Source organism: Comamonas suwonensis (assembly GCF_012844455.2).
Lineage (GTDB): Bacteria > Pseudomonadota > Gammaproteobacteria > Burkholderiales > Burkholderiaceae_C > Comamonas > Comamonas suwonensis.
This window is the reverse complement of sequence record NZ_JABBCQ020000009.1, coordinates 184,633-209,032: the sequence shown is the minus strand read 5'-3', so window position 1 is coordinate 209,032 and position 24,400 is coordinate 184,633. Positions and strand designations below refer to the sequence as shown.

The window sequence follows — 24,400 nt, the reverse complement described above, 5'->3', positions numbered from 1 at the left end:
CAGGAGAGTTAAGCCATGAGCCAGAACGTGATTGCCGTTTACCCCGGCACCTTCGACCCGATTACGCTGGGCCATGAGGATGTGGTGCGCCGGGCCACCCAGCTGTTTGGCAAGGTGATCGTTGCAGTGGCGGCCGGTCATCACAAGAAGACACTGTTCACCCTGGACGAGCGCATTGCCATGGTGCGCGAGGCTTGCGCCAGCTACCCGCAGGTTGAGGTTGAAAGCTTTGACGGCCTGCTGGCGCACTTTGTGCTGGCCCGCGGAGCCAAGGCCATGGTGCGCGGTTTGCGCGCGGTGACGGATTTTGACTATGAATTCCAGCTCGCCGGCATGAACCGCACGCTGATGCCCGAGGTGGAAACCGTGTTCCTCACGCCCAGCGACCGTTACCAGTTCATCAGCTCCACCTTTGTACGCGAGATCGCCACACTCAACGGCGAGGTGGACAAGTTCGTCTCCAAGGGCGTGCACGAAAAGCTGATGGCAAAGGTCGGCCGTAGCAGCTAAGAATAGTTAATCACAGGGCGGGCACTGCAAAGCCAGATTTCTGGCGGTAGTCACTGATCAGGTCGTGCACAAAGCGCAGCTTGTCCCACGCCATGGCTGAGATGGAGAACGGGTAGGCATCCTCAAGCCCCAGACTGCGGTTGAGGCTGTTGTGCAGCAGCGTCAGCGGCACCCATTGCGCCTGCATCACAGAAAAGTTCAAAGGCACATTCCCCAGCGGGTTGCAGATCATCTGCGGTCCCGAGCTGGGAATGTCCGGCACGGTGATGCTGGTGCTGTAACTGGCCGCTGTCTCCATCAAATCCACCATGTGCAGGTAATGTGCCCAGGTCTCGGCCCAGTCTTCCCATGGGTGGGATGTGGCATAGGCGCTGATGGCACTCTGGCTCCAGCGGGTGTCCAGGGGGTCTTTGTTGTAGTGCTGTTGCAGGGCCTGCGCGTAGTCCAGATTTTCATAGCCGAATAGCGCTCTGAACGGCTCCAGCCAAGCGCTTTGTGCTATCAATTGATCCCAGTAAAAATGCCCTGATTCGTGACGCAGATGGCCAATCAACGTTCGCAATGGTTCACGCAGCGCAAGGCGGCGTCTGGCGCGCTCATCATCGTCAGCTTCGACCACGTTGAGAGTAATCATGCCGCTGGCGTGGCCGGTCATCACCGGGGTGGAGCCTGGGATATCCGCAAGCAGTGAAAACCGTGGCTCGGGAACCCGGTGCCCATGGGGGTCAAGAAGGCCCAGCTTGGCCAAGGTGTAGAACAGACGCCGCTTGGCGACTTCAATTTTGGCCCATCGCAGCTCGTTGGCAGGGTTGCTGGAGTCTGGCAGCCATTCCGTCTGGCGGCAGGAAACGCAGAGCTGGTGAGGATCAGAGGGCTCAATTGCAAAATTGCACAGGCTGATGTTGTGCCGGTGCGCACAGGGGCGGTAGCGTGCGGTCAGATCGCTGGATGGCGTATACGAAGTAGCGTCGGAGGACTGAAGAATCCCCACCCTCAGCTGATCGGGCAGAAATGCCTGAGCCGCACCGCAATGCACGCATTGCAGGCTGTCAAAGTAGATCAGATGGCCGCAGGCCTCGCAGTTGAAAACTCGCATGCATTCACTTTAGCGGCGAAGTGTGGCTCCGTGGTGTAGGTGCACAAAACAAAGCCAGCTTCAAGCTGGCTTTGGCTGAGGAAAGCAGTGCCTTTCAGGCTCCGCTTTCAGGCGGTGTGATCAGAATCAGGGCTTGACCACAATGCTGTTGCGCACTTCGCGCACATTCTTTGTTGTGCGGGCAATTTCACCAGCGCGTGCTTTTTCTGCCTCAGACTTGGCAAAGCCTGATAGCTGTACAACGCCCTTCAACGTTTCCACGCTGATAGCCGTGGCGGAAACGCTCTTGTCTTCAGCCATCTTGGCCTTCACTGCGGTGGTGATGCCAGCGTCATCAACATAGGAACCGACGGTTTGCTGGTCACGAGCGACCGAGCAAGCGGTAGTGCCCAGAACGGCAGTGACGGCAACAAAGCTGAAAGCCAAAGCACGAGTCATGTTCTTCATAGGTTTCTCCCTTGGTGTTGAAAACGGCGCCAAAACGTTTGCTAAGGCGCCTGCAGAAAAAGAGTTGAAAGCTTATTTTTTGCGCGAGCGACCGAGGAAAAAGGCCGTTGCCAGAGCTGCGCCAGTGGCGGCAGCAATCAGTACCGATTTGCCGGGTTGCTCGCTCACATACTTGGTGGTTGCATCTGTGGCCGTGTTGATCTGGCGACGTGCGCGGTGAGAGTTATCGGCCCAGAAATTGATGCTGCGCTCGGCCAGATCCTGCGCGCGGTTGGCAAGGTTGTCGATCAACGGGTTGACTTCATCATCGGCATTGCGCAGGTGACGACCCGTAGAGTCAATGGCTTCAGAAGCCGTACGACGCGCGCTGCGTGCAGTGTCCTTGGCTTTGTCTGCCAAATCGTCAGCCATGTCTTCGGCGGCATCAGCAACCTTGTGAGCCGTGCTCTTGGCGGAGCTCACTGCATCATTCACAGCCTCTTTGGCATCTCCAGCCAGCTCTTTGGCCGTGCTCTTGAGGTCTTCCATGGTGTCTTTGGTGTCTTTTGCAGCTTGGCTCATTGTCTGAAACTCCCAGAAATTTAGAAATTCTTACGAAAGTGTGCGGTCATGCGGCTCATGAACATCGCAACTTCTGAAATGCAGAAGTTGAGAGGAATGATGGCCAATACTCCTTGTTTGCGCAATGCATATGAACAAAGTTCTACACATTTGCAAAGCAAGCTTACTTCTTCACCAGTCCAACCAAGAAGGTGATAACGGCCATCACGATAAAGACGAAGAACAGGATTTTTGCGATGCCTGCAGCGCTGGCTGCAATGCCGCCGAAACCAAAGATGGCGGCAATCAAGGCGATGACAAAAAAGACAATAGCGTAGTGCAGCATGGTTCTCTCCTCGAAAATACAGACCCGGCAGAAGCTTTTGCCAGGGCCATGTGTTCACTGTAGGGATTCGATGCCAAGGGGGGTGACGGTGAGCATCTTCCTACTGCGTAGGGGTAATTTCGGACACTTGCGTAGGATAAATCTCTATGAAGTACTTACTATCAGGCATTCACCATGGCCAGTGGAATGACAGCTGAAATAGTCGTTCCTTTGCTGGGTTGCGATGCAACGGTGAGTCGGCCTCCCACGGCTTCAACGCGGTGCTTCATACCTGCCAGCCCGTGGGAGTTGGGGCGCATGCTGGCCAGCTCAAAGCCCTGACCATCATCCTGAATCTGCACGGCTACATAGGTTGGGTAGTTGTGAACGGTCACTATCACGTGACTGGCTTTGGCGTATTTTCCAATATTGGTCAGAGATTCCTGAACGATGCGGTATACCGTTAGCTGGGTTGACTCCGTCAAATCGACAGGTTCCAGACTGCATTCCACTTCAATGCTGCTGCGCTCACCAAACTCGCGAGTCAGAATTTCCAAAGCCGTGGTCAGGCCCAGATTGGAGAGGGATGAGGGGCGCAGGTCTTCAATGATGCGGCGCTTGAGTGCGATCCCGCTGTTGAGCGTTTCGATCAAGTGAGCGACTCTCTCTGAGACTTCGGGGGTTGAGGTATCAATCTTTGATTTGAGTCTTGCCACATCTAGCTTGGCAGCGGTTAGCAGCGATCCCAGCTCATCATGGAGCTCTCGTGCCAGATGACCGCGCTCATCTTCGCGTACCTGCTGCAGGTGGGTTGCCAGTTCTGTCAGTGTGGCAGTTCGCTCACTCACCACTTCTTCGAGTCGATTGCGCTCTTCGCGCTGAATTTCTTGCTCCCGCTGGTGCGAATGCTGCAGGGCGTTCGCTTGGCGCAAGTACATGAAGAAACCAAGAATTCCGAGCGCGGTCACGGTGGCAATGCCTATGCGGGACAAGCTCAGAGTTTGCTCGATATCAGCCAGGTTGGCTTGGGCGCGCTGGTCGATGCTCTCAACCAGGGTTTTGATGTGCTCCCGGATGGCATCCATGTTTTCTATGCCGATATCGGTAAACATCACAAAGCGCCATGCTTCATTGTTGCCTTGGCGATACAAGCGCAGGCTTAACTCCATTTCACTGGTCTTGCGCTCTACTTGGCGGGCCAGTGGCGTGAAGGATGCCAGCTCCTTGGGATCCATGATGAAGATGCGACGCAACTCATCCATGCTGCCACTAATGGCTGCATTTGCGGAGTTATAAGGTTCTAGATAGCGTTCTTTTCCTGTAAGCAGATAACCGCGCAGACCAGTCTCGGCGTCCAGTATTTGCTGCATGAGCAAATTGAGCTTGGACCTAGTGCTTTGTGTCTGGGTGAGCGTATCCAGTGCCTGCAAGGATCGTTTATAGCCAGCTTCATTAATACTTACCATTAAGACAGCCGCAATGATCGCTATCGTCAGGCTGACTGCAATTTTGCGGATATTGGTCCAGCGCATCTACATCCTCTCACCTACAAGGCAATTACCTGATATTCTGCATAACCGTATCGTCAATGACTGACATCATAGTTCGGGTCTTAAAAAGTTATGCGCAGGGGGAGACGAGCGCAACTTCATGAAAAAGAGGTGTTCATGATAAAAGTAGGCATAGTGGATGACCACGCGATTGTTCGTTCGGGATTACGCCAATTCCTGTCTGAACATGTAGACCTGAGAGTTGTTGGAGAAGCAGGCAATGGACGAGAGGCCATTGATTTGGTACGAGAGCAAGAGATTGACGTGCTGTTGATGGATTTGTCTATGCCAGGGCAAAGTGGCATCGATGCACTGGCAATGCTCCGAGCTAAAGCGCCGGACATGGGGATTTTGATTCTCAGTGGATACCCTGAGGAGCACTACGCAATCAACTTGATTCGCCAAGGTGCCAGCGGATATCTAAACAAGGAATGTGATCCCCAAGATATTGCCGAAGCGATTCGAACTGTTGCGCTGGGACGACGTTATCTGACACCTACAGTCGCTGACCTTCTGGCGCAGCAACTCAATCGCAAAGATGATGTGCCGGCACACGAGCAACTGTCTGAACGCGAATTTCAGGTGTTTCTGAAACTGGCCCGCGGTGAGACTGCTGGTGATATTGCTAAATCACTTTCTTTAAGTGTCAAGACTGTCAGTACTTACCGAACAAGATTGATGGAGAAAATGGGACTTTCTTCTAATAGTGATTTGACATATTACGCGTTAAAAAATCGTCTGATCGATTAACGAAAAGAGGCTTGAAAATTCAAGCCTCTTTTTACTTGTGGTAGAGATTAGGCTTTGGCCGTGTTCAGATCAATGCAGAAGTCAATGAGAGCATCGATTTCATTGGATTTGTCAAACACAGCGTCGGCATTCAGTTCAAGGCAGCGCTCGCGAACATCTGCGGTTGCATAGTTGCTGAGCACCAGCAGCTTTTGCGATGAAAGACGTTGCTGGAAGCTGGTGACAATGCCAAGGCCGCTACCTTCTCGAAGGAACAGATCCACGATAACGAGATCCCATGCGCCTGGGTTGATGCTTAGCCACTCGGATGCATCAGCCTCGGTCTCTGCGAGACCCACTGCTTCGACATCCGCAAGCTCCGCCAGCGTCGCAATCAGGTTCTCGCGAATCGTAGGGTTGTCTTCAACGAAAAAGGTGCGCAGTTTCACAGTGGCAGGCGTTCGGTGGATAGACTTTTTGCGGGAACTATGTGAGAACTACCAAGTTCCCGCATAGTGAAATAAATTACGATTTATGCAATTTTATTGTAATGTCAATTTACTTGAAGGGCATTTCAGCTGCCGCAAACAACACAGGTTTTAACCCTAGCCACTTTCATCGTACTCCACTCCAAAGTGCGTGCATCAAGCATTTGGAGTCGTCCGACAGAAGGTTGGCCAAAACCGACGATCAGCTTCATTGCCTCTGCGGCCTGCTGTATGCCGATGAGCCCCACTAGCGGCGCAAAAACCCCCATGGTTGAGCACTGAATTTCTTCAAACTCAGCCTCTGGTGGAAAGACGCAGGCATAACAAGGGCTGTCAGAGACTCGGGGGTCTATGACCATGAGCTGTCCGTCCACCCGAATGGCTGCACCTTCTATCAAGGGAGTGCCGTGGCGCACGCAGGCGGCGTTGATAGCTTGGCGGGTCTTGTAGTTGTCGGTGCAGTCCAGAACGACAGTTGCCTCTGGAAGTAGCTCATCAAGCAAAGCATCCGTAGCGCGCTCCTGAATGCAGTGAATATCAACCTCGGGGTTGATGGCGTGTACTGCTGTTCGAATGGAGTCGACTTTGGGCATGCCGATGCGCGCGGTGGTATGGGCAATCTGGCGCTGCAGATTGGTCATGTCCACGGTGTCGTTGTCGACGATGGTCATGTGGCCTACGCCAGCAGAGCCCAGATAAAGTGCAGCAGGGGAGCCTAGGCCGCCTGCGCCAATGATCACGACATGTGCGGCAAGAATTCGCTCCTGACCTTCGATGCCGATTTCGTCGAGCATGATGTGGCGGGAGTAGCGCAGCAATTGATCATCGTTCATCGGTTGGCTTCCATGGGTCCAAGAAAAAAGCCGGGCAAGCCCGGCTCGTTGATAGAGGTTCTGCAACCCTGAGCTTATTTTTTGCTCTTGTCGGATTCGCTTTTTTCAGGCAATTTTTTAACGGCAGGCTTCTTGTCTGTAGCGGCCGTATCGTCGGACTTGTCTTCAACTTTGCGCTCTGTCAGCGTTTTGCTGACCTGAACGGTCTGGCCTTTGAGTTTGTTCAGTGCTTGCTGCAGCTGGAAGTCTTTATCAGAGCCGAACTCTGGCAGGCGGCGTTCAGAAATGGGCTTTTTCGTTTCTTCTTCGAGGCGCTTGCGCGCTTCTTCGCGGGCTTTTTCCAGTGCGTCGTTCTTGACTTCAGCGCCTTGCCCGCTGGAGAGGTGCTTTTCCAGATCTGCCTCGCGCATGCCCAGAGCTGCGAAGAGGTTACCTTCTGGAGTTTCGTCCACCATCAGATCGGGGACGATGCCCTTGGCCTGAATGGACTTGCCGCTAGGGGTGTAATAGCGTGCAGTGGTCAGCTTGAGTGCTGTCTCTGGGCCCAGAGGGCGCACCGTCTGAACGGAGCCTTTGCCGAAAGACTGGCTGCCCATCACAGTGGCGCGCTTGTGATCTTGCAAGGCACCGGCCACGATTTCGCTGGCAGAGGCCGAGCCTTCGTTGACCAGTACAACCAAAGGCAGCTTTTTCAGCGCAGCAGGCAGGCGTTGTAGGGGGTCTCCAAAGCCCCGCTGAGCGTAAAACTCGGGGGACGCCTTGTAGACAGCCTTGCTCTCGGCCAACTGGCCGTTGGTAGAGACCACGGGCACATCGGGCGGCAAGAAGGCAGCAGAGATGGCGACGGCTGCATCCAGCAGGCCGCCAGGGTCGTTGCGTAAGTCCAGCACCAGTCCCTTGAGATTGGGGTCCTGTTTGTAAATTTCTTCGACCTTGCGGACAAAGTCATCGACCGTGCGTTCCTGGAACTGGCTCAGGCGAATCCAGGCGTAGCCGGGCTCGATGACTTTGCCCTTGACCGACTGGGTCTTGATCTCTTCACGCGTGATGGTGACGGGGAAACTACGACTTTCATCCTTGCGCAGGATGTTCAGGCGCACCTTGGTATTGGGCTCACCACGCATGCGCTTGACGGCATCATTGAGCGTCAGGCCCTTTACGGCGGTGTCATCAATCTTGGTGATCAGGTCGCCGGTCTTGAGGCCTGCACGGAAGGCGGGCGAGCCTTCGATGGGAGAGACAATCTTGATCAGGCCATCTTCCATGGTGATCTCAATGCCTACGCCCACGAACTTGCCGGAAGTGCCTTCCTTGAATTCTTTGTATGTCTTCTTGTCGAAGTATTGGGAGTGAGGGTCAAGGCTGGAGACCATGCCTGAGATGGCATCGGTGATCAGCTTCTTGTCACTGACTGGCTCCACATAATCTGTCTTGATCAGACCAAAAACGGCCGAAAGTTGCTGGATTTCTTCAAGTGGCAGAGGCGTTACGCCGCCACGAGCCAGCGTCTGCAGTGATACGGTGGTCAGCGCACCAGCGACCACGCCGACAGAGATCCAGCCTGCAATTTTGATTTTTTGACCCATAGCACCCCTTTAACCATTCGCAATATACACCTTGGACGACAGAAGGCCCATGAGGTTCCATAGGCCTTTTTCTGCGTCAGCCCATCTTCAGACTACCGAAGCCGTCTGAGCAATGGGCGGCGAAAAGGAATCTCAGGCCTTGCCCTGAGCTGCGACGGCAGCAGCTGCCTTGGCTGCTGCTTCGGCATCGCCCAGGTAGTAGTGGCGAATGGGCTTGAGATCAGCATCCAGCTCATACACGAGAGGAATGCCATTGGGAACGTTCACACCCACGATGGCATCGTCGGCGATATTGTCCAGATACTTGATCAGAGCACGGATGGAGTTGCCATGCGCCGTGATAACGATGCGCTTGCCTGCCTTGATGGCGGGGGCAATGGCCTCGCTCCAGAACGGAACCACGCGCTCAACGGTGTCTTTGAGGCACTCGGTCAGCGGGATCTGTTCAGGTTGCAGCTTGGCGTAGCGCACATCGCCGCGCTCGCTGCGGGGATCCGTGGCTTCCAGTGCAGGAGGCGGCACATCGTAGCTGCGGCGCCAGACAAGAACCTGATCATCGCCGTATTTCTTGGCGGTGTCGGCTTTGTTCAGGCCTTGCAGACCGCCGTAGTGGCGTTCGTTGAGACGCCAGCTATGCACCACGGGCAGCCAGGTGCGGTCCATTTCATCTTGCACATGCCAGAGGGTGCGGATGGCACGCTTGAGCATGCTGGTATAGGCTACATCGAAGTCGAAGCCTTCTGCCTTGAGCAGTTGGCCGGCCTTCTTGGCCTGCTTGACACCGGTGGCAGTCAGATCCACATCGGTCCAGCCGGTGAAGCGGTTTTCTAGGTTCCAGGTGGATTCACCGTGGCGGATCAGAACGAGCTTGTACATGGATTCTCTCAAAGTAGCAAAGCAGTAATGACACAAAGTCAAAACCGTGCATTCTAGAGGCAGGGCCTTTGTCCGGGAGCGAGTCCAGGAAAGCCACTTCAGGCAAATAGCCGGACTGCTGCCTATTCCTGTGAGACTTTTCGGGAATTTTGGGAGAGCATGCACTTTCATTTGTAGCCTTGTAAACAAACCGTATGGGCTTGTGCGGCGCGGGCCTGTGCAGTGCCGCACGGGCTGAATGGTGGACCAGCCTCTAAAATCAGCAGGTTTGCCATCCCAAGGAATGACGTGAAATTCATCATCGATAACTGGTATTTGATCCTGATTGCTGTGGCTTCGGGTGTGATGCTGCTGTTGCCCGCACTGCGCGGCGCTGCTGGCGGTTCCCTTTCGGCTGCTGCTGCTGTGCACCTGATTAACCGTGAAAAAGCCATGGTGCTGGATATCTGCGAGCCCGAAGAGTTTGCTGCAGGCCATGTCAACGGAGCCAAGAATTTGCCTCTGAGTCAGTTTGAAGAAAAGCTGGCGACGACCGTGAAGAACAAGCAACTGCCCTTGGTGCTGGTCTGCGCATCGGGTGCTCGTGCTGTACGCGCTGAAGCCATTGCCAAGAAGCTGGGTTACGAAAAGGCCCAGGCATTGGCTGGCGGTATGAAGGCCTGGCGCGATGCGGGTCTGCCCATTGAAAAAGCCTGATTCAGTCTCAGCTAATCATTCTGAAGAGCGGTGGGTCTAGGCTGCGCCGCCATCCATACAAGGAAGTTGACTCATGCAAGCCGTGAAGATGTACACCACCGCCGTCTGCCCTTATTGCACGCGTGCCAAGCAGATTCTCAAGTCCAAGGGCGTTGAGCAGATTGAAGAAGTCCGCATTGATTTCGACGTTGCTGCACGCAATCACATGATGGAGATCACCGGCCGCCGCACCGTGCCGCAGATCTTTATTGGTGAGACCCATGTGGGTGGCTGCGACGATCTGATGGCGCTGGATGCCAATGGCGGCCTGCTGCCACTGCTGCAAAGCTAATTACATACCCTGTAAAAATGCCAGCAAATGACATGAATTCCCGCTTTACACAAGTAGCGACCATAGGCCTGTTGGCAGTCGCTGCATAATGCAAGGCGCTATTTCATGGAAATGCCTGCTGTGAGACTAGCCATCGTGCTGACACTCACCGCAGGCATTTGCATTTCTCCCGCAAGAATTTTTCTGAAAGACCAAGCTCATCATGGCCGAACAAGACAACAGCCCCGTGTTCCAGATCCAACGGGTGTACCTGAAGGATCTGTCCCTGGAGCAGCCTAACTCTCCCGCTATCTTGCTGGAACAAGAGCAGCCTAGCGTGGACATTCAGCTGGGCGTGGAAGCCACTCCCGTGGCCGAAGGCGTGTACGAAGTGGCCGTGACAGCGACCGTTCAGACCAAGATTCAGGACAAGACCGTGTTCCTGGTCGAAGCCAAGCAAGCGGGCATTTTCGAAATCCGCAACGTGCCTGAAGACCAGATGGGTGGCGTAATCGGCATTGCCTGCCCCCAGATCATTTACCCCTACTTGCGCGGCAACGTGGCTGACGTGGTGACCCGCGCTGGCTTCCCTCCTGTGCACTTGGCCGAAATCAACTTCCAGGCCATGTACGAGCAGCAGCAAGCCGCTGCCGCAGCACAGACTGAAGGTCAGCTGCCCCAGTAAGGCGCGCCGCTTTTTGATCGGATGTCCCTGTGGGACAATCAGATCAAGGCACCCAGCAAAGAGGCCCCAGTGGCCTCTTTCGCATATCTGGCGTGCGTTATTTGCTATGAATTCCAAAGCTATGAAAATTCTTGTCATCGGCGCTGGCGCCTGGGGTACGGCCATGGCCATCAGCGCGGCTACCCATCCGGACAAGCGCGCCGTCAGCCTTTGGGCGCGTGATTTGGCGCAGGCCCAGCTCATGCAGGCTGAGCGTGCCAATAGCCGCTATCTGCCGGGCATCCGCTTTCCCGAACCGCTCACCGTGGTCAGCGGCGATGTGATGGCCCATGCGGCGACTGCGGATTTGATCGTGCTGGGCACGCCCATGGCAGCGCTGCGGCAGTGGCTGGGCTTGCTCAAAGATTGCCGCGTGCCCGTGGTCTGGTTGTGCAAAGGCTTTGAAGCGGTGCCCGCCGATGCTGCCGCTGGCAGCTATGGCCTGATGGCCCACGAGGTCTGTCAGCAAGTGGCCCCGCTATTGCAAAGCGGGGCCCTTAGTGGGCCCAGCTTTGCGGCCGAGGTGGCCCGTCAGCAGCCCACGGCATTGGTCGCGGCCAGCGCGCATGAGGGTGTGAGCGAGCTGCTGGTTTCCGCCTTTCACGGCGATGCCATGCGCGTCTATGCCAACCACGACATCGTGGGCGTGGAGGTCGGTGGTGCCGTCAAGAATGTGCTGGCCATCGCCACCGGCCTGTGTGACGGGCTGGCGCTGGGCTTGAATGCCCGTGCTGCGCTGGTGACCCGCGGCCTGGCCGAGATGACGCGGTTGGGCGTGGCACTGGGCGCGCAGGCCGAGACCTTCATGGGCTTGTCGGGCCTGGGCGATCTGGTGCTGACGGCCACGGGCGATTTGTCACGCAACCGCAAAGTGGGTTTGCTGCTGGCGGAGGGCAAGACGCTGGAGCAGGCCGTTACATCGCTGGGCCATGTGGCCGAGGGTGTTTACAGTGCTCGCACCGTGCTGGCCCGTGCCCGCCAGGTGGGGGTTGAGATGCCGATCACCGAAACCGTGGTGGCCTTGCTGGATGGAGCCTTGCCCGTGACCGAAGCTGTGCAGTCTTTGATGGCCCGTGATCCGCGCGGCGAGTAAAGCCCCATAAAACAATAGCTGCATACGCCTGATATTTATAGGTTTCAGATGATATTTGCACTGATATCAAATGAATCAAGGCGGTGGCAGCTATTCTTTTTGATGCGATCTAGCGACTCTCTCGCATGCTCAGCCAGGCACTGGCCGCTCCGCACAGTGCAATGACAGCCATGCCCATCACGGCCCATTGATCGGGGATATGGCCATAGACCAGCCAGCCGGCCAGCAAGGCACAGGGAATCTGGCTGTAGAGAAAAGGTGTGATGGTGGCGGGCTCGGCCTTTTCATAGGCTTTGAGCAGCATCAGGTGTCCCACGGCGCTGCCTACGCCCATGGCAATGGCCGCTAGCCATAGCGCTGCGGTATTGGGCAGTTGCCAGATCCAGGGCAGGGCCATGCAGGTCACGCTCAGTGCCAGCAGGCTGGTGTAGATCTGTGTGGTCAGCGGGCGTTCTTTACCGGCCATGCGGCTGCTCAGCACTTGATAGGCCGTATTGGCGGCGAGCTGCAATGCAGGCCAGACCAGTGCCCAGCCGCTGAACTGCGCACCGCCCGGGCGGATAATGACCAGCGTACCTGCAAAGCCCAGTGCCACCAGCACCCAGCGCAGCGGGCTGACCTTCTGGCGCAGCCACACAGCGGCAACCAGTGTCAGAGCCAGCGGTGTCAGCGCCACGATGGCGGTGAACTCAGCCAGCGGCAGATAGCGCAGGCTGAGCATGGCCAGCGCATTGCTCATGCAAAACAAAATGGCGCGCAACAACTGAAACCCCGGTCGCTGCGTGCGAAAAATATCCAGCCCATGGCGTGCCACGCCAAAACCGACGGTCAAGGCCGACTGCAGCACATAGCGCAGCCACAGCGCCATCAACAGTGGCAGCAGCGCGCCTGCATATTTGGAGCCGGTATCCAGTATGGAAAAGCAGGCACAGGCCAGCACCGTAAAGCCAATGCCCGTCAACGTGTGGCGATGGGCGGAGGGGGCGGAGTGCTGTGGCATGGAAGAACTGGCTGGGCACTGTACGGTGCCGAGAGAAGCAGGTTTCAGACGATTTCGGCCTGAAGCCCTTGATGAATAAGCGTTAGCTGCTATCGAATCAGCTAGCCGCAGTGCAGTATGACGCCTGTATCGCATGAAACCGGCGCAGACCAAACCAGTGCAGCCGAGCAAGGGCCGCCCCGCAGCGAGGGCTGGGCCCCCCTCCCTTAGCGCGCGGCGCGTAGAGAGAGGGGAAAGGCAACAATGCCAAATGTTGTGCGCCTCAGGGGGCGCTTTAATTACAAGCCCAGTTCCAGTGCCAGCAGCTCATCCACCGTCTGGCGGCGGCGAATCAGCTGTGCCTTGCCTGCATCAACCAGCACTTCGGCGGCCAGAGGGCGGGTGTTGTAGTTGCTGGACATGGAGCTGCCGTAGGCACCCGTGTCATGAATTACCAGCAGATCGCCCACGGAGGCACCGGCCAGCGAGCGCGGCAGCACCACGCCGCCATCGCCCTGGGTAAACACGTCACCTGATTCGCACAGCGGGCCGGCCACCACGCTGTCTTGCGCGGGCAGTTGCTGGCCATCACGGCGCAGCACTTCCATGCCGTGGTAGCTGCCGTACATGCTGGGGCGCATCAGTTCGTTGAAGCCGGTATCGACCAGCACGAAGTGGTTGCTGCCCGCATTCTTGGTAGCGCGCACGGTACCCAGCAGCACGCCGGATTCGGCCACCAGGAAGCGACCGGGTTCCAGCTCCAGACCCAGTTTGTGGCCGACCACTGCCTCGGCTTGCTTGCGCGCGGCATCCCACAGGCCGTGGTAGTGGGCGGTATCGATAGTGGCGTCGCCCTTTTTGTAGGGGATGGAGAGGCCGCCGCCAGCGCTGATGGCGTGCAGATCGACACCCGCAGCCTTGGCGCGCTTCACCAGTTGGACCATGGCGCCACACACTTCCTGCAGGTGGCCGTAGTCCACGCCCGAGCCGATGTGCATGTGCAGACCCGCCAGCACCAGGCCGCCAGCCTTGATGGCTTCCAGCGCCTCTTCCAGCTCGCTGTGCCAGATGCCGTGCTTGCTGTGCTCGCCGCCGGTATTGGTCTTGTTGCTGTGGCCGTGGCCAAAGCCAGGGTTGATGCGCAGCCACACATGGTGACCCTTCGATACCGCCGCCAACTGGTCCAGCATGTCGATGGAGCCAGCGTTCACAGGTACCTGGTGCTCGACCACGGTGGCCAGCGTGGCCTCATCCATCACATCGGCGGTGAAGACGATTTCTGCGGGCTCGCCAAAGCCGGGCTTGAAGCCCGCAGCCAGCGCACGCAGGATCTCGCCGCGCGAGACTGCATCCACCTTCACGCCTTGCTCGCGCATCAGCTTCAGGATGTGGATGTTGGAGCAGGCCTTTTGGGCAAAACGCACGGTGTCAAACGCCTTGAGCTGGGTAATGCGCTCGCGGATGGTGGCGGCGTCGTACACCCACAGCGGGGTGCCGAATTCGTCGGCCAGGTTCCAGAGCAGGGCGGGAGTGAAGGGGTTTGACATGGTGGCTGTCTTTTGAGAATAGAAAAATCCTGCGCATCATGCCAAGTGCAATCTATTCAGTCCAATAGCTTGTTTTTTTAAGAGTATTCAAACTGGATATGCTTTTGCCATGACCGATTCAGATTCTTCGCTGCGCATCACGCACCGACATATCGAGGTGTTTCGCGCCGTCATGACGGCGGGCAGTGTCACCGGCGCGGCGCAGTTGCTCTACACCTCGCAGCCCACTGTCAGTCGCGAACTGGCGCGCATGGAGCAACTGCTGGGTTATGCCCTGTTTGAACGGGTGCAGGGCCGCCTGCGAGCCAATGCGCGGGCCTTGTTGCTGTGGGATGAGGTGCAACGCAGCTGGCAGGGGCTTGAGCGGGTGATTGACCGCGCTGTCGAGTTGGGCCGCCCGCAGAGTGCACGCATCAGCGTGCTGTGCCTGCCGGCACTCAGTCATGCTTTGCTGCCGGGCGCATTGGCGCGGCTGCATGCCAGCCATGGCAAAGTGCTTGTCAGCGTGGCTACGCAAGAAGCACCGCTGCTGCAGGAATGGATGGCGGCGCAGCGCTTTGATCTGGGCCTGTCTGAACTGGCCGATGCCCCTCCCGGCACGCGCAGCCAGCCGCTGCCCGCCATGGACGAGGTGGCTGTGCTGCCCGCCAGCCACCCGCTGGCGCAAAAAATACAGCTCACGGCGCGGGACTTTGAAGGTGAATCTTTTATCAGTCTGGCGCGCGATGACCCTTACCGCGTGCAGATTGATGCCGTTTTTGCCAAAGCCGGTGTGCAGCGTCAGCTGAGTCTGGAGACTGCCAGTGCCGTGGCCGTCTGTGCCATGGTGCAGCATGGGCTGGGCGTGGCCATCGTCAACCCGCTCACAGCGCGGGCCTGCGCCGGGCCGCAACTGGTGGTGCGGCCGCTGGCGTTTTCCATTCCGTTTCAGGTGCACATGCTGCTGCCGCTACACCGCCCCGGCGATGTGGGCGTGCCCTGGCTGATGGAGGCGCTGCTGCAGGAAGCCCACGGACAGACCTTGGTGGATAGTGGTTTTTAAAGTGAGCGTGCGCACGCATTTATGCTGCAGTGCACAATAAGTTGTTTTTTGAGTAACGCTTTGAGCAAAAAACCTGCATGACCGAATCCGCCATTCCCCACCGCACCGCCAGCGAACTGCTGGAGCTCAGCATGGCTGTACCTCAGGTCATTAGCCACAGGCTTACACGCATGGCGCTCAGCGGCCCCGTGCTGTCCCCGCGCGATCAGCGTGAATTCACGCGCATGGTGGTGGAGAAGCAGGAGGCCTTCAACCAGTCTTGGCTGACCATGGGAGCCGAGATGTTCAAGATGCAGCAGCAGCTGTGCCAGGCATGGCTGCAAAACCCCTGGGCTCTGGGGCAGAAGCTGCCCGCCGTGGCAGACAAGGTGGCGGCCAAAAGTCTGGCCCCTATCCGCCGCAAGGCCGTGGCCAATGCCAAGCGCCTGTCTAAAACCAGCTTGAAATAAGGTCAGACCTTTGCCGTCAGACCTTCAGTCTTTCAATCAACCGCTGGCTGCTGTCATCCAGCCCGATCAGCTCCACGCTGCAGCCATGCTGGCGCAGGCGCTCCATCACCTTGTCCAGCGCGCCGACGGCGGTGATGTCCCAGAAGTGGGCCGCGCTCACATCAATGCGCACAGGCTTGCCAGCGGCAGCGAGCACATCAAACGCCTCAATCAGTGCATCGGCTGAGGCAAAGAACACCTGGCCTGTCACTGTCCAGATGTAGGTGTCCTGATGGACATGGCCCTGCACCTCCAGCATATTGGCCACCTTGAAGGTAAAGAACACGCCTGACAGCAGCACACCCGCAATCACGCCCATGGCCAGGTTGTGGGTGGCGATGGTAATGACCACGGTGACCAGCATGACCGAGCTGGACAGATGCGGGTAGCGCACCAGATTGCCCAGCGACTTCCAGTCAAACGTCGATATCGACACCATGACCATGATGGCCACCATAGCAATCACCGGCACCTGCGACACCCAGGGTTTGAGGGCCACCATCAAAATCAGCAAAAACACCCCGGCAAACAGCGTGGACAGTCGACCCCGGCCGCCGTACTTCACATTGCCCACGGCCTGACCAATCATGCCGCAGCCCGCGATGCCGCCAAACAGGCTGGCCGCGACATTGGCCATACCCAGACCCGAGCATTCGCGGCTCTTGTTGCTGGGCGTTCCCGTTAGATCATCGATGACGGCGGCGGTGAGTACAGACTCCAGCAGGCCCACCATGGCAATCGCCAGCGCGGGCAAAGCGATGATGCGCAGGGTTTCAAGGCTGGCGGGAATCTCTGGCAGAGCAAACAGCGGCAGGCTGTCGGGCAACTGGCCCAGATCAGCCACGGTCTTGAGTGGCAGACCCATGAAGCTGCTGAGCAGCGTCAGCAGCAGCACGCAGATCAGCGGTGAGGGAATAGCCGTCAGCGCCTTGAGCTGCAATCTCTGACCCAGCCAGGGCAGGCCGTAGATCAGTGCCAGACCCAGGGCCAGCATGATCCAGGTGGCAGTGTTGGCGCCATGCAGATGTGGCAACTGGGCTGAAAAGATGAGAATGGCCAGCGCATTGACAAAGCCTGTGCGCACGGAACTGGAGACAAAGCGCACCAGGCTGCCCATCTTGCACAGGCCAAAAACGATCTGCATGGCCCCGGCCAGCAAGCCTGCCGCCAGCAGATATTGCAGCCCGTGTGATGCGACAAGAGGAGCCGCCACCAGCGCCACCGAACCCGCAGCGGCTGAGATCATGGCCGGGCGCGCGCCAAATACTGCAATCACGATGCTGATGATGAAGGACGCGTACAGCCCCACGGCCGGGTCTACCCCCGCCACAAAGGAAAAGGCAATCACTTCGGGAATCAGCGCAAACGTGGCAACGGCACCAGCCAGTAGTTCACGCGGCACGCTGGGTGCCCATTCAGCACGCAGGCGGGTCAGCAGGGGGGAGGGATTCATATCGCAGCAGCAAGTGATGCGCAGCCCCTGCAGAGGAGGCAGCGGCAGCGCCAGTCGGCGATGTTAATCAGTGCCCCGAACTTTTGCTGCGCGAGGGTCAGGCCGGTCGTTTGAAGCAGACCATCTTGGGCCTGAAGCGCTGCAGCACCTCGCCGCGCTCGTTCTTGGTGTGGGCCAGAACGCGCACCAGAGCACGATTGGGCTTGGACTGGGAGGGAATGATTTCCACAATCTCGGACTCCACCTGCAGCACATCGCCGGGGCGCGTGGGCTGGGGCCAGGCCAGCTCCTCCATGCCGCCGCCGATCACGCCATCGGCCAGCGGAATGCTTTGCGTCACCAGCCGCATGCTGATAGCCGCCGTATGCCAGCCACTGGCAGCAAGGCCTTGAAAAAAGGTGTTCTTGGCAGCCTCTGGGTCGAGGTGAAAGACCTGCGGGTCGAACTGCTGGGCAAAGGCAATGATCTGCGCTTCATCCAGCGGGTAGCCCTCGCTCACAAACTTCTGGCCCACATACAGATCGTCCAGATACAGCTTTTCACTCATGCTTGCTTCCCCTTTTGGTTTGGGCATTAAGAGCATATATGGACGCCCCGGTTTGCCAAGCCTTCAGTTCGTGATGCCAGGAAGGTCAAGATTGCAAGCGTATATCCGGACTGTTGTGGCAGCGTGCTGCCACTGTCCCTGATGGAATTCGCTGGCCAAGGTCCCATCGGCTAAGCGCACTCGAGGTGCATTACTCTTATCGGACTATCTTGGCCCCGGTCTAACCTGTCTTGCCATCACTGCATGACTGCCTGAGCAATCGGTGGTCTTTCTCTTGGTCGGCTAAATCGCTGGGTGTCGACTGCTACGTCCAATTATTCACGCGCTGACTACTTGGCTTCGCTCTTCGTAGTTCTTGTCTCCCGCCAGCAGTGCCCAGCAGATCCGCGCATTCTTATTGGCCAGAGCCACAGCAGCGATGTTTTTGTTGCGCCGCTTGTGCAACCCCGCGGACCCATTGGCATGTCGCACTTGCTGACTCTCGATTGGGCTGGTCTGCGTGATAGACCACTGATCGAGCGCCCTGGATGAGGAGGGTGCGCAGGTAGGTGTCGCCACGCTTGCTGATGCCCAGCAGATTCTGTTTGCCGCCGCTGGAATGCTGCTTTGGAACCAAGCCCAGCCAAGCTGCAACCTGCCGGCCATCCTTGAAGCTTCGGGCATCTCCCAACGAAGCAATCAATGCGCTGGCAGTGATCGGACCAATGCCGGGTATGTGTTCGAGTCGTTTGCTGGCCGGATTGCTACGGTGCCAAGCGAGGATCTGGGCTTCGAGCTGCTGGATCTGCGCCTGCAGCGCCTTGAAGTGCTCGAGCAGCCGATCCATCAGGATACGGAAGCTGCCTGGCAACTCGTTGCTGGCATCCTCGATCAAAGTGGGCACGCGTTTGGTGATGTGCGCTATGCCCTGCGGAACGATCAGGCCGAACTCCGATAGCAGGCCCCGGATCTGATTGGCCTGTGCTGTGCGGGCACGAACAAAGCCTTGACGCACCCTGTTCATCGACAGCACCGCCTGTTGCTCCACGTTCTTGATGGGCACGAAACGCATGGTGGGGCGAGCGACGGCCTCACAGATGGCCTCGGCATCCGCTGCATCGTGCTTGTTGCCCTTGACGTACGGCTTGACGAATTGCGGAGCCATCAGCCGAGCGGTGTGCCCCATGCTCTGGAGCTTACGCGCCCAGTGGTGTGCGCTACCGCAGGCCTCCATGCCCACCAGAGCAGGAGGCAGGTTGACGAAGAAGGTCGCCATCTGCTCGCGCTTCAAAGCCTTGTTGAAGAGCTTCTTTCCATGCGCATCCACGCCGTGTACTTGGAAGATGTTCTTGGCCAGATCAATACCGATGGTCGTCGCTTGCATGATGGACTCCTAGTGGTGAATGAGGGCTGAGCCACAGCTGTGACAGAGCGCGCACTGTGCTCCGGTAAAGGAGGGGCGTCCATTCCATTGGCTAACACAACCCAGCAAACCGCAGGTTTGAGTTTGAGACAAGGCACGAAGCCGCAGGCAGTACAGCCGTACGACAAGGCAAAGTAACGACTTATCAAGGGTTGCGTTAGCTGCTCTAAAGACCAAGCAGTATGCGCGGGGCTGGGCCCAGCACCTGTTGCGCAGGTGCCAGCCCGCTCCCCTTCCTGCCGCCCGTTATGCTTGGCCGCATGATTTTTGAGTTTGAAGATTCCGAAGTCGCCGAGGTCACGCTGCACGGCGATGCGTTGCATATCCGCTTCTCAGCCGCCCGTTTGTATGACGCAGGCCGCACCGGCGCTGGTGAGGGTTTGTGGCAGCCTTTGCTATTGATTTGCAAGCAGGTAGCTGATGCCAATAAAGCGCCAGAGCCTCATTTTGCTGAAATATTGACCGCCATAGGCCGCGTGCAGCAGGCGCAGTTGATGCTGGACGGGCAGCGCCTGCGCGGCCTGCCCATGCCGCTTGAAAGCGATGCCGTCTTTACGCTGGAGCTGGAGTTTGCGGGTGGACTGTTGTGCGAGCTAAAGGGAGAGGGGCTGGAGCTGCGCTCGCTGCTTAGCCAGTGCTCTGTGGGTTCTTATCAGTGTTGAGTAAGGCTGGGCAAGGGGGCTCGAATGGAGCGTCGGAAAACGACCCATTACGGTCGCTAGCAGGATTGCCAGCCAGCGTCTGCTTTCGGCGGGAGCGGTCACTCGACACTAGGCAATCTGGACGAAGTTTGGCAGCAAATCTGCATGCTGGTTAGCGGTAATTGGGGAAGACCTGCGATCGACCCGTTGTGGTCGTTCGTGTTTCGGCTCTGGATGTCTGCTGCACAGCAATTGTTGCAGCCCAGATTGGCGCTGGACCTATTGCTAATTATTCAATAGCGGTCATTTGAACACCGATACTGCTTGGATCCAGATCCACTCTTCCTGAGCAAAGCTGCTCGGGTACAAATGCGTCCTCAGCAAATAAAAAGTTACTCATTGGGTGGCTGCCGCCTTGATGGCTCTGCGGGAAACAGCTCTTCTCTTCCTCCCTCAATCGGATTCGGGCTGTTGGGATCCGAAGGGTCCATCGGATCAGCTGGATATTCCGGTTGCTGTGACGGTCGTGGATTGGCAGGCTGTTCAGGTGGCGCTGGCGGCGCGCTGGCAGCCGTGAAGTCGGCAGGTATGTGTTTTGGACCTGTGGGTGACTGCCTATCTTGTTCCGCAATGATTGTCGGCTCAGATGCCTTGTTATCTGAGGACTTGTCGTTAGCGCAATGTTCCGGCTTATTGGACTCGGAATGCTGATTGCCAGTCATAACAAACTCCTTGAAAGCGCCGCGCTGACGGAGGCGGCTGGTGTAAAGCGCTCACGGCAAGAGCGCTACTGTGTGCGGACCAGATCTACAGCACGCCGTAGTAGTCGTACACAGGCATTACCTCCGACTGAGCACCAAGCCAATCAGTGCTCCAACGGCCAGTGCACCGCCAACTGCGCGCCAAGGTGAGTCGTGTATGTAGGCGTCAGTAGCCTCCGCAGCAGCCTTGGATTCGGAAATCGCATTTGACGAAGCGGCTCTCACTTTCTCCAGCGTTGATGCTGCTTTGTTTAAGAGCATTGATGCTGCCGGCTCTGTCTCACGACCTTTAGTAGTCAAGACTTCTTTCAAGTCGTCTAGCAGTTGACTCAGATCGCTAGAGATGTCAGCGGCTGAATCGCACCGGGTTTGGTGGAGGCTAGTTTGTTGAAGTGCAGGCGTTAGCCTGCACGGTATTGGCAACTTGCCGCCAGTAGTTTGCCTCAGCTTCCGCTGGCGGTATATGCCCTATGGATTCCAGCAGCCTGTCATGGTTGAACCAGTGCACCCATTGCAGCGTTGCCAGCTCCAGTGATTCCCTTGTTTTCCATGGGCCTCGCTTGTGGATGACCTCCGTTTTGTAAAGTCCGTTGATGGTTTCGGCCAGAGCGTTGTCGTAGGAATCTCCAGTGCTACCCACCGAAGGCATCAGGCCAGCTTCTTCTAAACGTTCTGTGTAGCGAATGGAAACGTACTGACTGCCCCTGTCGGAGTGATGAATGAGCTCCGTGTCACTTGAAGGCCGCCTTGCATACAGCGCCTGCTCCAACGCATCAACCACAAAGTCCGTGCGCATGTGGCTACTGACCCGCCAGCCCAATATGCGGCGTGCATACACATCAATCACAAAGGCCACAAACATCTGCCCTTGCCATGTAGATACATAGGTGAAATCTGCGACCCAAAGTTGGTCAGGCCGGTGGGCTTTGAACTGCCGGTTGACCAGGTCTAGCGGGCATCGCCTGGTTGTGTCTGGACGGGTTGTGCGCACCTTCTTGCCACGCCTTGCGCCTTCCAGGCCCAGCTTGCGCATCAGGCGTTGCACTGTGCAGCGGGCAATGGGTAAGCCTTCTCGGTGCATCTGCTTCCAAACTTTGACGGCACCATACACCTGCCAATTAGCGTGCCACACCCGTTGAATATGACTGCAACGTTCTTCATCCGATTGGCTGCGCTTGCAGCGCAGCCACGGGCAGTTTCTTTGCTGAACCCTGCGCCTGTAGCCCGATGGGGCAATTTGCAGCAGCCTACAAATTGGCTCGACCCCATAGGCATCGCGATACTGGTCTACAAAGTCAATTAGCTCTTGATGCGACGGTCCAGCTCCGCCTGCGCAAAAAAAGCGCTCGCAGCCTTGAGGATGTCATTGGCACGGCGCAGCTCCTTGTTCTCTCGCTCCAGTTGCTTGAGTCGCTCACGTTCATCCGTGGTCAACCCTGGCCGTTGGCCTGCATCTATTTCTTTGCGCTGCACCCACCCATGCAGGGTGCTGACCGAGCAACCTATCTTGGGGGCAATCGATTCACACGCACCCCACAGTGATGCGTAATCCGCTTGGCATTCCTGCACCAAACGTACGGCACGTTCACGTACCTCTGGGCTAAAACGAGCAGCTTTAGTGTTCATGACTCAATCCTCTCAGGAGTTGAGCCTCCACGGAAGCCGGTGTGATTCAGATCGGCACAGCATATGCCCGCCCCGTGGTGGTATCCGAAGTTTTGTCCTGGCAAGCGAATTCAGGCAAATCAGTCTTGAATTCGGGAGTTGGACAGCATCATCTCAACACTTCATTAACAACTCCAAACATGTCTTGTCGTATGGACTACACGGCAGCTTTTGTCAGTACACCAGACTGAGCTTTCGAAAGGAGGCGCTTATGAAGCCAAAAGACCGTTTGACCGTGGCCAGCCCCGACGAAGCCAAAGTGAATCTCGCAAAGAAGAGTGATGCGAGGGCGCCTGGCAACGAGTCTCAGTTGCCGCACGAGCGGGATCAGTCATTGCACGCAACCAGAGTCAATGCCCACCCTGAGATGAAGCAAGCTCACAAGGACCTCAAGAAAGGTCTGGTTGATACAGATGCCCGGGCCAGTGATGGCCGCCCCTTGGCAAGCCGAAGATCGACCTAGCCCCGCACCGTTCTTGTATCGCCGTAACTACGCAGGAAATCCCATGCCATATATTGAACTTTCCCAATCCCAATCCAAACTAGTACAACTGCATTATCAAGATTTTGGTAGTGGTCCGCCCGTTGTGCTTATTCATGGCTGGCCGCTAAGCGGACGCACCTGGGAGCCTCAGGTTGCCGATCTGGTGGATGCCGGATTGAGAGTCATCGCCTATGACCGACGCGGCTTTGGCGCCTCGTCTCAAACTTGGGATGGTTATGACTACAACTCACTGGCCAGTGACCTCAATGAGCTCATCACAGTGCTCAAGCTGAAGAACGTCTGCTTGGTGGGCTTCTCCATGGGAGGCGGTGAAGTTGCTCGCTACATCGGTGCCTACGGCACAGCCTCTATCCGGTGCGCGGTGTTCGCAGCTGCTGTCCCTCCATTTCTGCTCAAGTGCGAATCGAATCCGCAGGGAGCAGTCTCTGAAGAGGACATTGTGATGAAGGAAGAGGCAGTCCTCAAAGATCGCCTGAATTTTCTCGACGAGTTCACACAAAAGTTCTTCTCGAAGCCGGACGGAACCTTGCTGGTCAGTGAAGCACAGCGCGAGTATGCCAAAACAATTGCAGCATTTGCTTCGCCGAAGGGAACCCATGACTGCATTGCGTCTTTCTCGCGAACTGACTTCCGTGATGACCTGAAGAAAATTGATGTGCCGACACTCATCATTCATGGTGACAGTGACCGCATTGTTCCTCTGGAGGTCAGCGGGGCGAGAACCCATGATGCAGTGAAAGGCAGTGAAATACACATCATCAAGAACGGTCCGCACGGCTGCAACCTCTCGCATGCTAAGGAGTTCAACCGGGCACTGATTGACTTCATAGCGGCTCACTGAGCCTCTTTCCTTGATACCTTGAAAGGAGTCCGCTTTGATTTCAACCAACCCCTATCTATCCTGCATTGATGAATGCAACGCTTGTGCTGTCGCTTGCGACTTATGCTTCGCGGCATGTCTTAAAGAAAGTGATGTGCAGCTGATGACTCGCTGCATCATGCTTGATACTGACTGCGCAGCGATCTGCCGTCTTGCTGCGTCGTCCATGGCTCGCAACAGTGAGCCAGCCAAGCAGATCTGTCGTCTTTGCGCCGAGATTTGTCTGGCGTGTGCCAATGAATGTGAGCGGCACACTCATCAGCACTGTCAAGCTTGCGCGCTTGCTTGCAGAAAGTGTGCTGCAGCTTGCGTAGCAATGATCCATTGATCCGGAGCCAGTAACCACTAAAAGAATTGTTCAAGTCTCACAGACTGCGAGCCATCCACAACGCTCTGTTTGATGCGCACCGTGCTGAGCCGGCGTTACTATTGCTTGGGCTTGGCATTGGCTCTGCCTGAGCCGGATTTCTTCCCACCGCCAGATTCTTTGTTGACCGTAGCCTATGCGATCTCTTGGGCTTTTTTTTCGCTCGTTCCCCGCTTCTCATAGCTCTCTTCGATATGAGCAGCTTGGCGTTTTTGCTTGTCCGTGTACTTGGATTTGTCTCCTCTTGGCATCTTTAGTCTCCATTAAGGCTGAGGCGCTGGCTCTGGAGGAAGCTCTACGGGAGGGACTTCCTGAGGTGG

At 57.0% G+C, this 24,400-nt stretch carries 27 protein-coding genes, 1 pseudogene and 1 other annotated feature; of the genes and pseudogenes, 12 read left to right on the top strand and 16 right to left on the bottom strand.

Annotated features, from left to right (window positions below):
• Positions 1-15 precede the first annotated feature (15 nt).
• Complete coding sequence (gene coaD / locus HF327_RS12405; protein WP_169108512.1) at positions 16-510, top strand: pantetheine-phosphate adenylyltransferase; 495 nt, start codon at positions 16-18, stop codon at positions 508-510.
• Positions 511-520: 10 nt separating this feature from the next.
• Here the strand turns inward: coaD and HF327_RS12400 are convergent, their stop codons facing one another.
• The 5 genes from HF327_RS12400 to HF327_RS12380 form a co-directional block, all read right to left on the bottom strand.
• The gene (locus HF327_RS12400) at positions 521-1,606 is read right to left on the bottom strand and encodes a zinc-binding metallopeptidase family protein (RefSeq protein WP_169108511.1); all 1,086 of its coding nucleotides are present in this window, start codon (positions 1,604-1,606) and stop codon (positions 521-523) included.
• 126 nt (positions 1,607-1,732) lie between these two features.
• Positions 1,733-2,053 (bottom strand): BON domain-containing protein, encoded by a 321-nt coding sequence (locus tag HF327_RS12395; protein ID WP_169108510.1) that lies wholly within the window; start codon positions 2,051-2,053, stop codon positions 1,733-1,735.
• A 72-nt stretch (positions 2,054-2,125) separates the two neighbouring features.
• Positions 2,126-2,614 (bottom strand): hypothetical protein, encoded by a 489-nt coding sequence (locus HF327_RS12390; RefSeq protein WP_169108509.1) that lies wholly within the window; start codon positions 2,612-2,614, stop codon positions 2,126-2,128.
• A 163-nt stretch (positions 2,615-2,777) separates the two neighbouring features.
• Positions 2,778-2,939: a DUF1328 domain-containing protein gene (locus HF327_RS12385; RefSeq protein ID WP_099735842.1), complete on the bottom strand. Its 162-nt coding sequence runs from the start codon at positions 2,937-2,939 to the stop codon at positions 2,778-2,780.
• 161 nt (positions 2,940-3,100) lie between these two features.
• Positions 3,101-4,450: a sensor histidine kinase gene (locus HF327_RS12380; protein ID WP_169108508.1), complete on the bottom strand. Its 1,350-nt coding sequence runs from the start codon at positions 4,448-4,450 to the stop codon at positions 3,101-3,103.
• Between the two features lie 135 nt (positions 4,451-4,585).
• Here HF327_RS12380 and HF327_RS12375 point away from each other — a divergent pair, with 135 nt between their 5' ends.
• Positions 4,586-5,218, top strand: a complete 633-nt coding sequence (locus HF327_RS12375; RefSeq protein WP_158393249.1) for a response regulator — start codon at positions 4,586-4,588, stop codon at positions 5,216-5,218.
• A gap of 47 nt (positions 5,219-5,265) precedes the next feature.
• Here the strand turns inward: HF327_RS12375 and HF327_RS12370 are convergent, their stop codons facing one another.
• The 4 genes from HF327_RS12370 to gpmA form a co-directional block, all read right to left on the bottom strand.
• Positions 5,266-5,646 (bottom strand): response regulator, encoded by a 381-nt coding sequence (locus HF327_RS12370; protein ID WP_169108507.1) that lies wholly within the window; start codon positions 5,644-5,646, stop codon positions 5,266-5,268.
• Between the two features lie 125 nt (positions 5,647-5,771).
• Positions 5,772-6,518 carry a HesA/MoeB/ThiF family protein gene (locus HF327_RS12365; protein WP_169108506.1) on the bottom strand — a complete coding sequence of 249 codons (747 nt, stop codon included), beginning with the start codon at positions 6,516-6,518 and terminating at the stop codon, positions 5,772-5,774.
• 74 nt (positions 6,519-6,592) lie between these two features.
• Complete coding sequence (locus HF327_RS12360) at positions 6,593-8,104, bottom strand: S41 family peptidase (RefSeq protein ID WP_169108505.1); 1,512 nt, start codon at positions 8,102-8,104, stop codon at positions 6,593-6,595.
• A gap of 132 nt (positions 8,105-8,236) precedes the next feature.
• A complete protein-coding gene (gpmA, locus tag HF327_RS12355) occupies positions 8,237-8,980 on the bottom strand; it encodes a 2,3-diphosphoglycerate-dependent phosphoglycerate mutase (protein WP_169108504.1) in 744 nt (247 codons plus the stop codon).
• Positions 8,981-9,268: 288 nt separating this feature from the next.
• On the opposite strand from gpmA, the gene HF327_RS12350 reads away from it, so the two are divergent.
• From HF327_RS12350 to HF327_RS12335, 4 genes are all read left to right on the top strand, one after another.
• Positions 9,269-9,676 carry a rhodanese-like domain-containing protein gene (locus HF327_RS12350; RefSeq protein ID WP_169108503.1) on the top strand — a complete coding sequence of 136 codons (408 nt, stop codon included), beginning with the start codon at positions 9,269-9,271 and terminating at the stop codon, positions 9,674-9,676.
• Between the two features lie 73 nt (positions 9,677-9,749).
• On the top strand, positions 9,750-10,007 hold the full coding sequence (gene grxC / locus HF327_RS12345) for a glutaredoxin 3 (protein WP_169108502.1): 258 nt from the start codon (positions 9,750-9,752) through the stop codon (positions 10,005-10,007).
• 202 nt (positions 10,008-10,209) lie between these two features.
• Positions 10,210-10,671, top strand: coding sequence for a protein-export chaperone SecB (gene secB / locus HF327_RS12340; protein ID WP_003051901.1), 462 nt, complete (start codon positions 10,210-10,212; stop codon positions 10,669-10,671).
• Between the two features lie 121 nt (positions 10,672-10,792).
• The gene (locus HF327_RS12335) at positions 10,793-11,803 is read left to right on the top strand and encodes an NAD(P)H-dependent glycerol-3-phosphate dehydrogenase (RefSeq protein WP_169108501.1); all 1,011 of its coding nucleotides are present in this window, start codon (positions 10,793-10,795) and stop codon (positions 11,801-11,803) included.
• Between the two features lie 109 nt (positions 11,804-11,912).
• On the opposite strand, the gene HF327_RS12330 is transcribed toward HF327_RS12335, so the two are convergent.
• Positions 11,913-12,803, bottom strand: a complete 891-nt coding sequence (locus HF327_RS12330) for a DMT family transporter (protein ID WP_169108500.1) — start codon at positions 12,801-12,803, stop codon at positions 11,913-11,915.
• Between the two features lie 278 nt (positions 12,804-13,081).
• Positions 13,082-14,329: a diaminopimelate decarboxylase gene (gene lysA, locus HF327_RS12325; RefSeq protein ID WP_169108499.1), complete on the bottom strand. Its 1,248-nt coding sequence runs from the start codon at positions 14,327-14,329 to the stop codon at positions 13,082-13,084.
• 109 nt (positions 14,330-14,438) lie between these two features.
• Between lysA and HF327_RS12320 the strand changes: the two genes are divergently transcribed.
• Together HF327_RS12320 and HF327_RS12315 are read left to right on the top strand one after the other, a co-directional pair.
• Positions 14,439-15,371 (top strand): LysR family transcriptional regulator, encoded by a 933-nt coding sequence (locus HF327_RS12320; protein ID WP_169108498.1) that lies wholly within the window; start codon positions 14,439-14,441, stop codon positions 15,369-15,371.
• 77 nt (positions 15,372-15,448) lie between these two features.
• Complete coding sequence (locus HF327_RS12315; protein WP_169108497.1) at positions 15,449-15,820, top strand: polyhydroxyalkanoate granule-associated phasin; 372 nt, start codon at positions 15,449-15,451, stop codon at positions 15,818-15,820.
• Between the two features lie 16 nt (positions 15,821-15,836).
• Here HF327_RS12315 and HF327_RS12310 read toward each other — a convergent pair whose 3' ends face one another.
• From HF327_RS12310 to HF327_RS12300, 3 genes and pseudogenes are all read right to left on the bottom strand, one after another.
• Entirely contained in the window at positions 15,837-17,312 is a 1,476-nt protein-coding gene (locus HF327_RS12310; protein WP_169108496.1) for a SulP family inorganic anion transporter, read from the bottom strand.
• 97 nt (positions 17,313-17,409) lie between these two features.
• Entirely contained in the window at positions 17,410-17,859 is a 450-nt protein-coding gene (locus HF327_RS12305; protein WP_169108495.1) for a MaoC family dehydratase, read from the bottom strand.
• 318 nt (positions 17,860-18,177) lie between these two features.
• A pseudogene (locus HF327_RS12300) lies at positions 18,178-19,222 on the bottom strand (IS110 family RNA-guided transposase).
• A 299-nt stretch (positions 19,223-19,521) separates the two neighbouring features.
• On the opposite strand from HF327_RS12300, the gene HF327_RS12295 reads away from it, so the two are divergent.
• Positions 19,522-19,923, top strand: a complete 402-nt coding sequence (locus HF327_RS12295; RefSeq protein WP_169108494.1) for a hypothetical protein — start codon at positions 19,522-19,524, stop codon at positions 19,921-19,923.
• An 818-nt stretch (positions 19,924-20,741) separates the two neighbouring features.
• Here HF327_RS12295 and HF327_RS22085 read toward each other — a convergent pair.
• A complete protein-coding gene (locus tag HF327_RS22085; protein ID WP_407927041.1) occupies positions 20,742-21,008 on the bottom strand; it encodes a DUF883 family protein in 267 nt (88 codons plus the stop codon).
• Between the two features lie 34 nt (positions 21,009-21,042).
• A protein-coding gene (locus HF327_RS12285; protein WP_169108493.1) for an IS3 family transposase occupies positions 21,043-22,289 on the bottom strand; the annotation gives its coding sequence in 2 pieces (ribosomal slippage) (positions 21,043-22,007 and positions 22,007-22,289; 1,248 coding nt in all).
• Positions 21,892-22,008, bottom strand: a sequence feature (AL1L pseudoknot). (Overlaps the previous gene by 117 nt.)
• 250 nt (positions 22,290-22,539) lie before the next feature.
• Here HF327_RS12285 and HF327_RS12280 point away from each other — a divergent pair.
• From HF327_RS12280 to HF327_RS12270, 3 genes are read left to right on the top strand one after another with little or no spacing between them, the layout of a single operon-like run.
• Positions 22,540-22,791: a hypothetical protein gene (locus HF327_RS12280; protein WP_169108492.1), complete on the top strand. Its 252-nt coding sequence runs from the start codon at positions 22,540-22,542 to the stop codon at positions 22,789-22,791.
• 43 nt (positions 22,792-22,834) lie between these two features.
• The gene (locus HF327_RS12275; protein ID WP_169108491.1) at positions 22,835-23,674 is read left to right on the top strand and encodes an alpha/beta fold hydrolase; all 840 of its coding nucleotides are present in this window, start codon (positions 22,835-22,837) and stop codon (positions 23,672-23,674) included.
• Between the two features lie 34 nt (positions 23,675-23,708).
• Complete coding sequence (locus HF327_RS12270) at positions 23,709-24,041, top strand: four-helix bundle copper-binding protein (RefSeq protein WP_236024162.1); 333 nt, start codon at positions 23,709-23,711, stop codon at positions 24,039-24,041.
• The last annotated feature ends 359 nt before the right edge of the window (positions 24,042-24,400 follow it).

What these genes read in the sequence shown, in the direction of transcription:
- coaD (WP_169108512.1), top strand. Translation starts at nt 16, where the DNA reads ATGAGCCAGAACGTGATTGCCGTTTACCCCGGCACCTTCGACCCGATT.
- HF327_RS12400 (WP_169108511.1), bottom strand. Translation starts at nt 1,606, where the DNA reads ATGCGAGTTTTCAACTGCGAGGCCTGCGGCCATCTGATCTACTTTGAC.
- HF327_RS12395 (WP_169108510.1), bottom strand. Translation starts at nt 2,053, where the DNA reads ATGAAGAACATGACTCGTGCTTTGGCTTTCAGCTTTGTTGCCGTCACT.
- HF327_RS12390 (WP_169108509.1), bottom strand. Translation starts at nt 2,614, where the DNA reads ATGAGCCAAGCTGCAAAAGACACCAAAGACACCATGGAAGACCTCAAG.
- HF327_RS12385 (WP_099735842.1), bottom strand. Translation starts at nt 2,939, where the DNA reads ATGCTGCACTACGCTATTGTCTTTTTTGTCATCGCCTTGATTGCCGCC.
- HF327_RS12380 (WP_169108508.1), bottom strand. Translation starts at nt 4,450, where the DNA reads ATGCGCTGGACCAATATCCGCAAAATTGCAGTCAGCCTGACGATAGCG.
- HF327_RS12375 (WP_158393249.1), top strand. Translation starts at nt 4,586, where the DNA reads ATGATAAAAGTAGGCATAGTGGATGACCACGCGATTGTTCGTTCGGGA.
- HF327_RS12365 (WP_169108506.1), bottom strand. Translation starts at nt 6,518, where the DNA reads ATGAACGATGATCAATTGCTGCGCTACTCCCGCCACATCATGCTCGAC.
- HF327_RS12360 (WP_169108505.1), bottom strand. Translation starts at nt 8,104, where the DNA reads ATGGGTCAAAAAATCAAAATTGCAGGCTGGATCTCTGTCGGCGTGGTC.
- gpmA (WP_169108504.1), bottom strand. Translation starts at nt 8,980, where the DNA reads ATGTACAAGCTCGTTCTGATCCGCCACGGTGAATCCACCTGGAACCTA.
- grxC (WP_169108502.1), top strand. Translation starts at nt 9,750, where the DNA reads ATGCAAGCCGTGAAGATGTACACCACCGCCGTCTGCCCTTATTGCACG.
- secB (WP_003051901.1), top strand. Translation starts at nt 10,210, where the DNA reads ATGGCCGAACAAGACAACAGCCCCGTGTTCCAGATCCAACGGGTGTAC.
- HF327_RS12335 (WP_169108501.1), top strand. Translation starts at nt 10,793, where the DNA reads ATGAAAATTCTTGTCATCGGCGCTGGCGCCTGGGGTACGGCCATGGCC.
- HF327_RS12330 (WP_169108500.1), bottom strand. Translation starts at nt 12,803, where the DNA reads ATGCCACAGCACTCCGCCCCCTCCGCCCATCGCCACACGTTGACGGGC.
- lysA (WP_169108499.1), bottom strand. Translation starts at nt 14,329, where the DNA reads ATGTCAAACCCCTTCACTCCCGCCCTGCTCTGGAACCTGGCCGACGAA.
- HF327_RS12320 (WP_169108498.1), top strand. Translation starts at nt 14,439, where the DNA reads ATGACCGATTCAGATTCTTCGCTGCGCATCACGCACCGACATATCGAG.
- HF327_RS12315 (WP_169108497.1), top strand. Translation starts at nt 15,449, where the DNA reads ATGACCGAATCCGCCATTCCCCACCGCACCGCCAGCGAACTGCTGGAG.
- HF327_RS12310 (WP_169108496.1), bottom strand. Translation starts at nt 17,312, where the DNA reads ATGAATCCCTCCCCCCTGCTGACCCGCCTGCGTGCTGAATGGGCACCC.
- HF327_RS12305 (WP_169108495.1), bottom strand. Translation starts at nt 17,859, where the DNA reads ATGAGTGAAAAGCTGTATCTGGACGATCTGTATGTGGGCCAGAAGTTT.
- HF327_RS12295 (WP_169108494.1), top strand. Translation starts at nt 19,522, where the DNA reads ATGATTTTTGAGTTTGAAGATTCCGAAGTCGCCGAGGTCACGCTGCAC.
- HF327_RS12280 (WP_169108492.1), top strand. Translation starts at nt 22,540, where the DNA reads ATGAAGCCAAAAGACCGTTTGACCGTGGCCAGCCCCGACGAAGCCAAA.
- HF327_RS12275 (WP_169108491.1), top strand. Translation starts at nt 22,835, where the DNA reads ATGCCATATATTGAACTTTCCCAATCCCAATCCAAACTAGTACAACTG.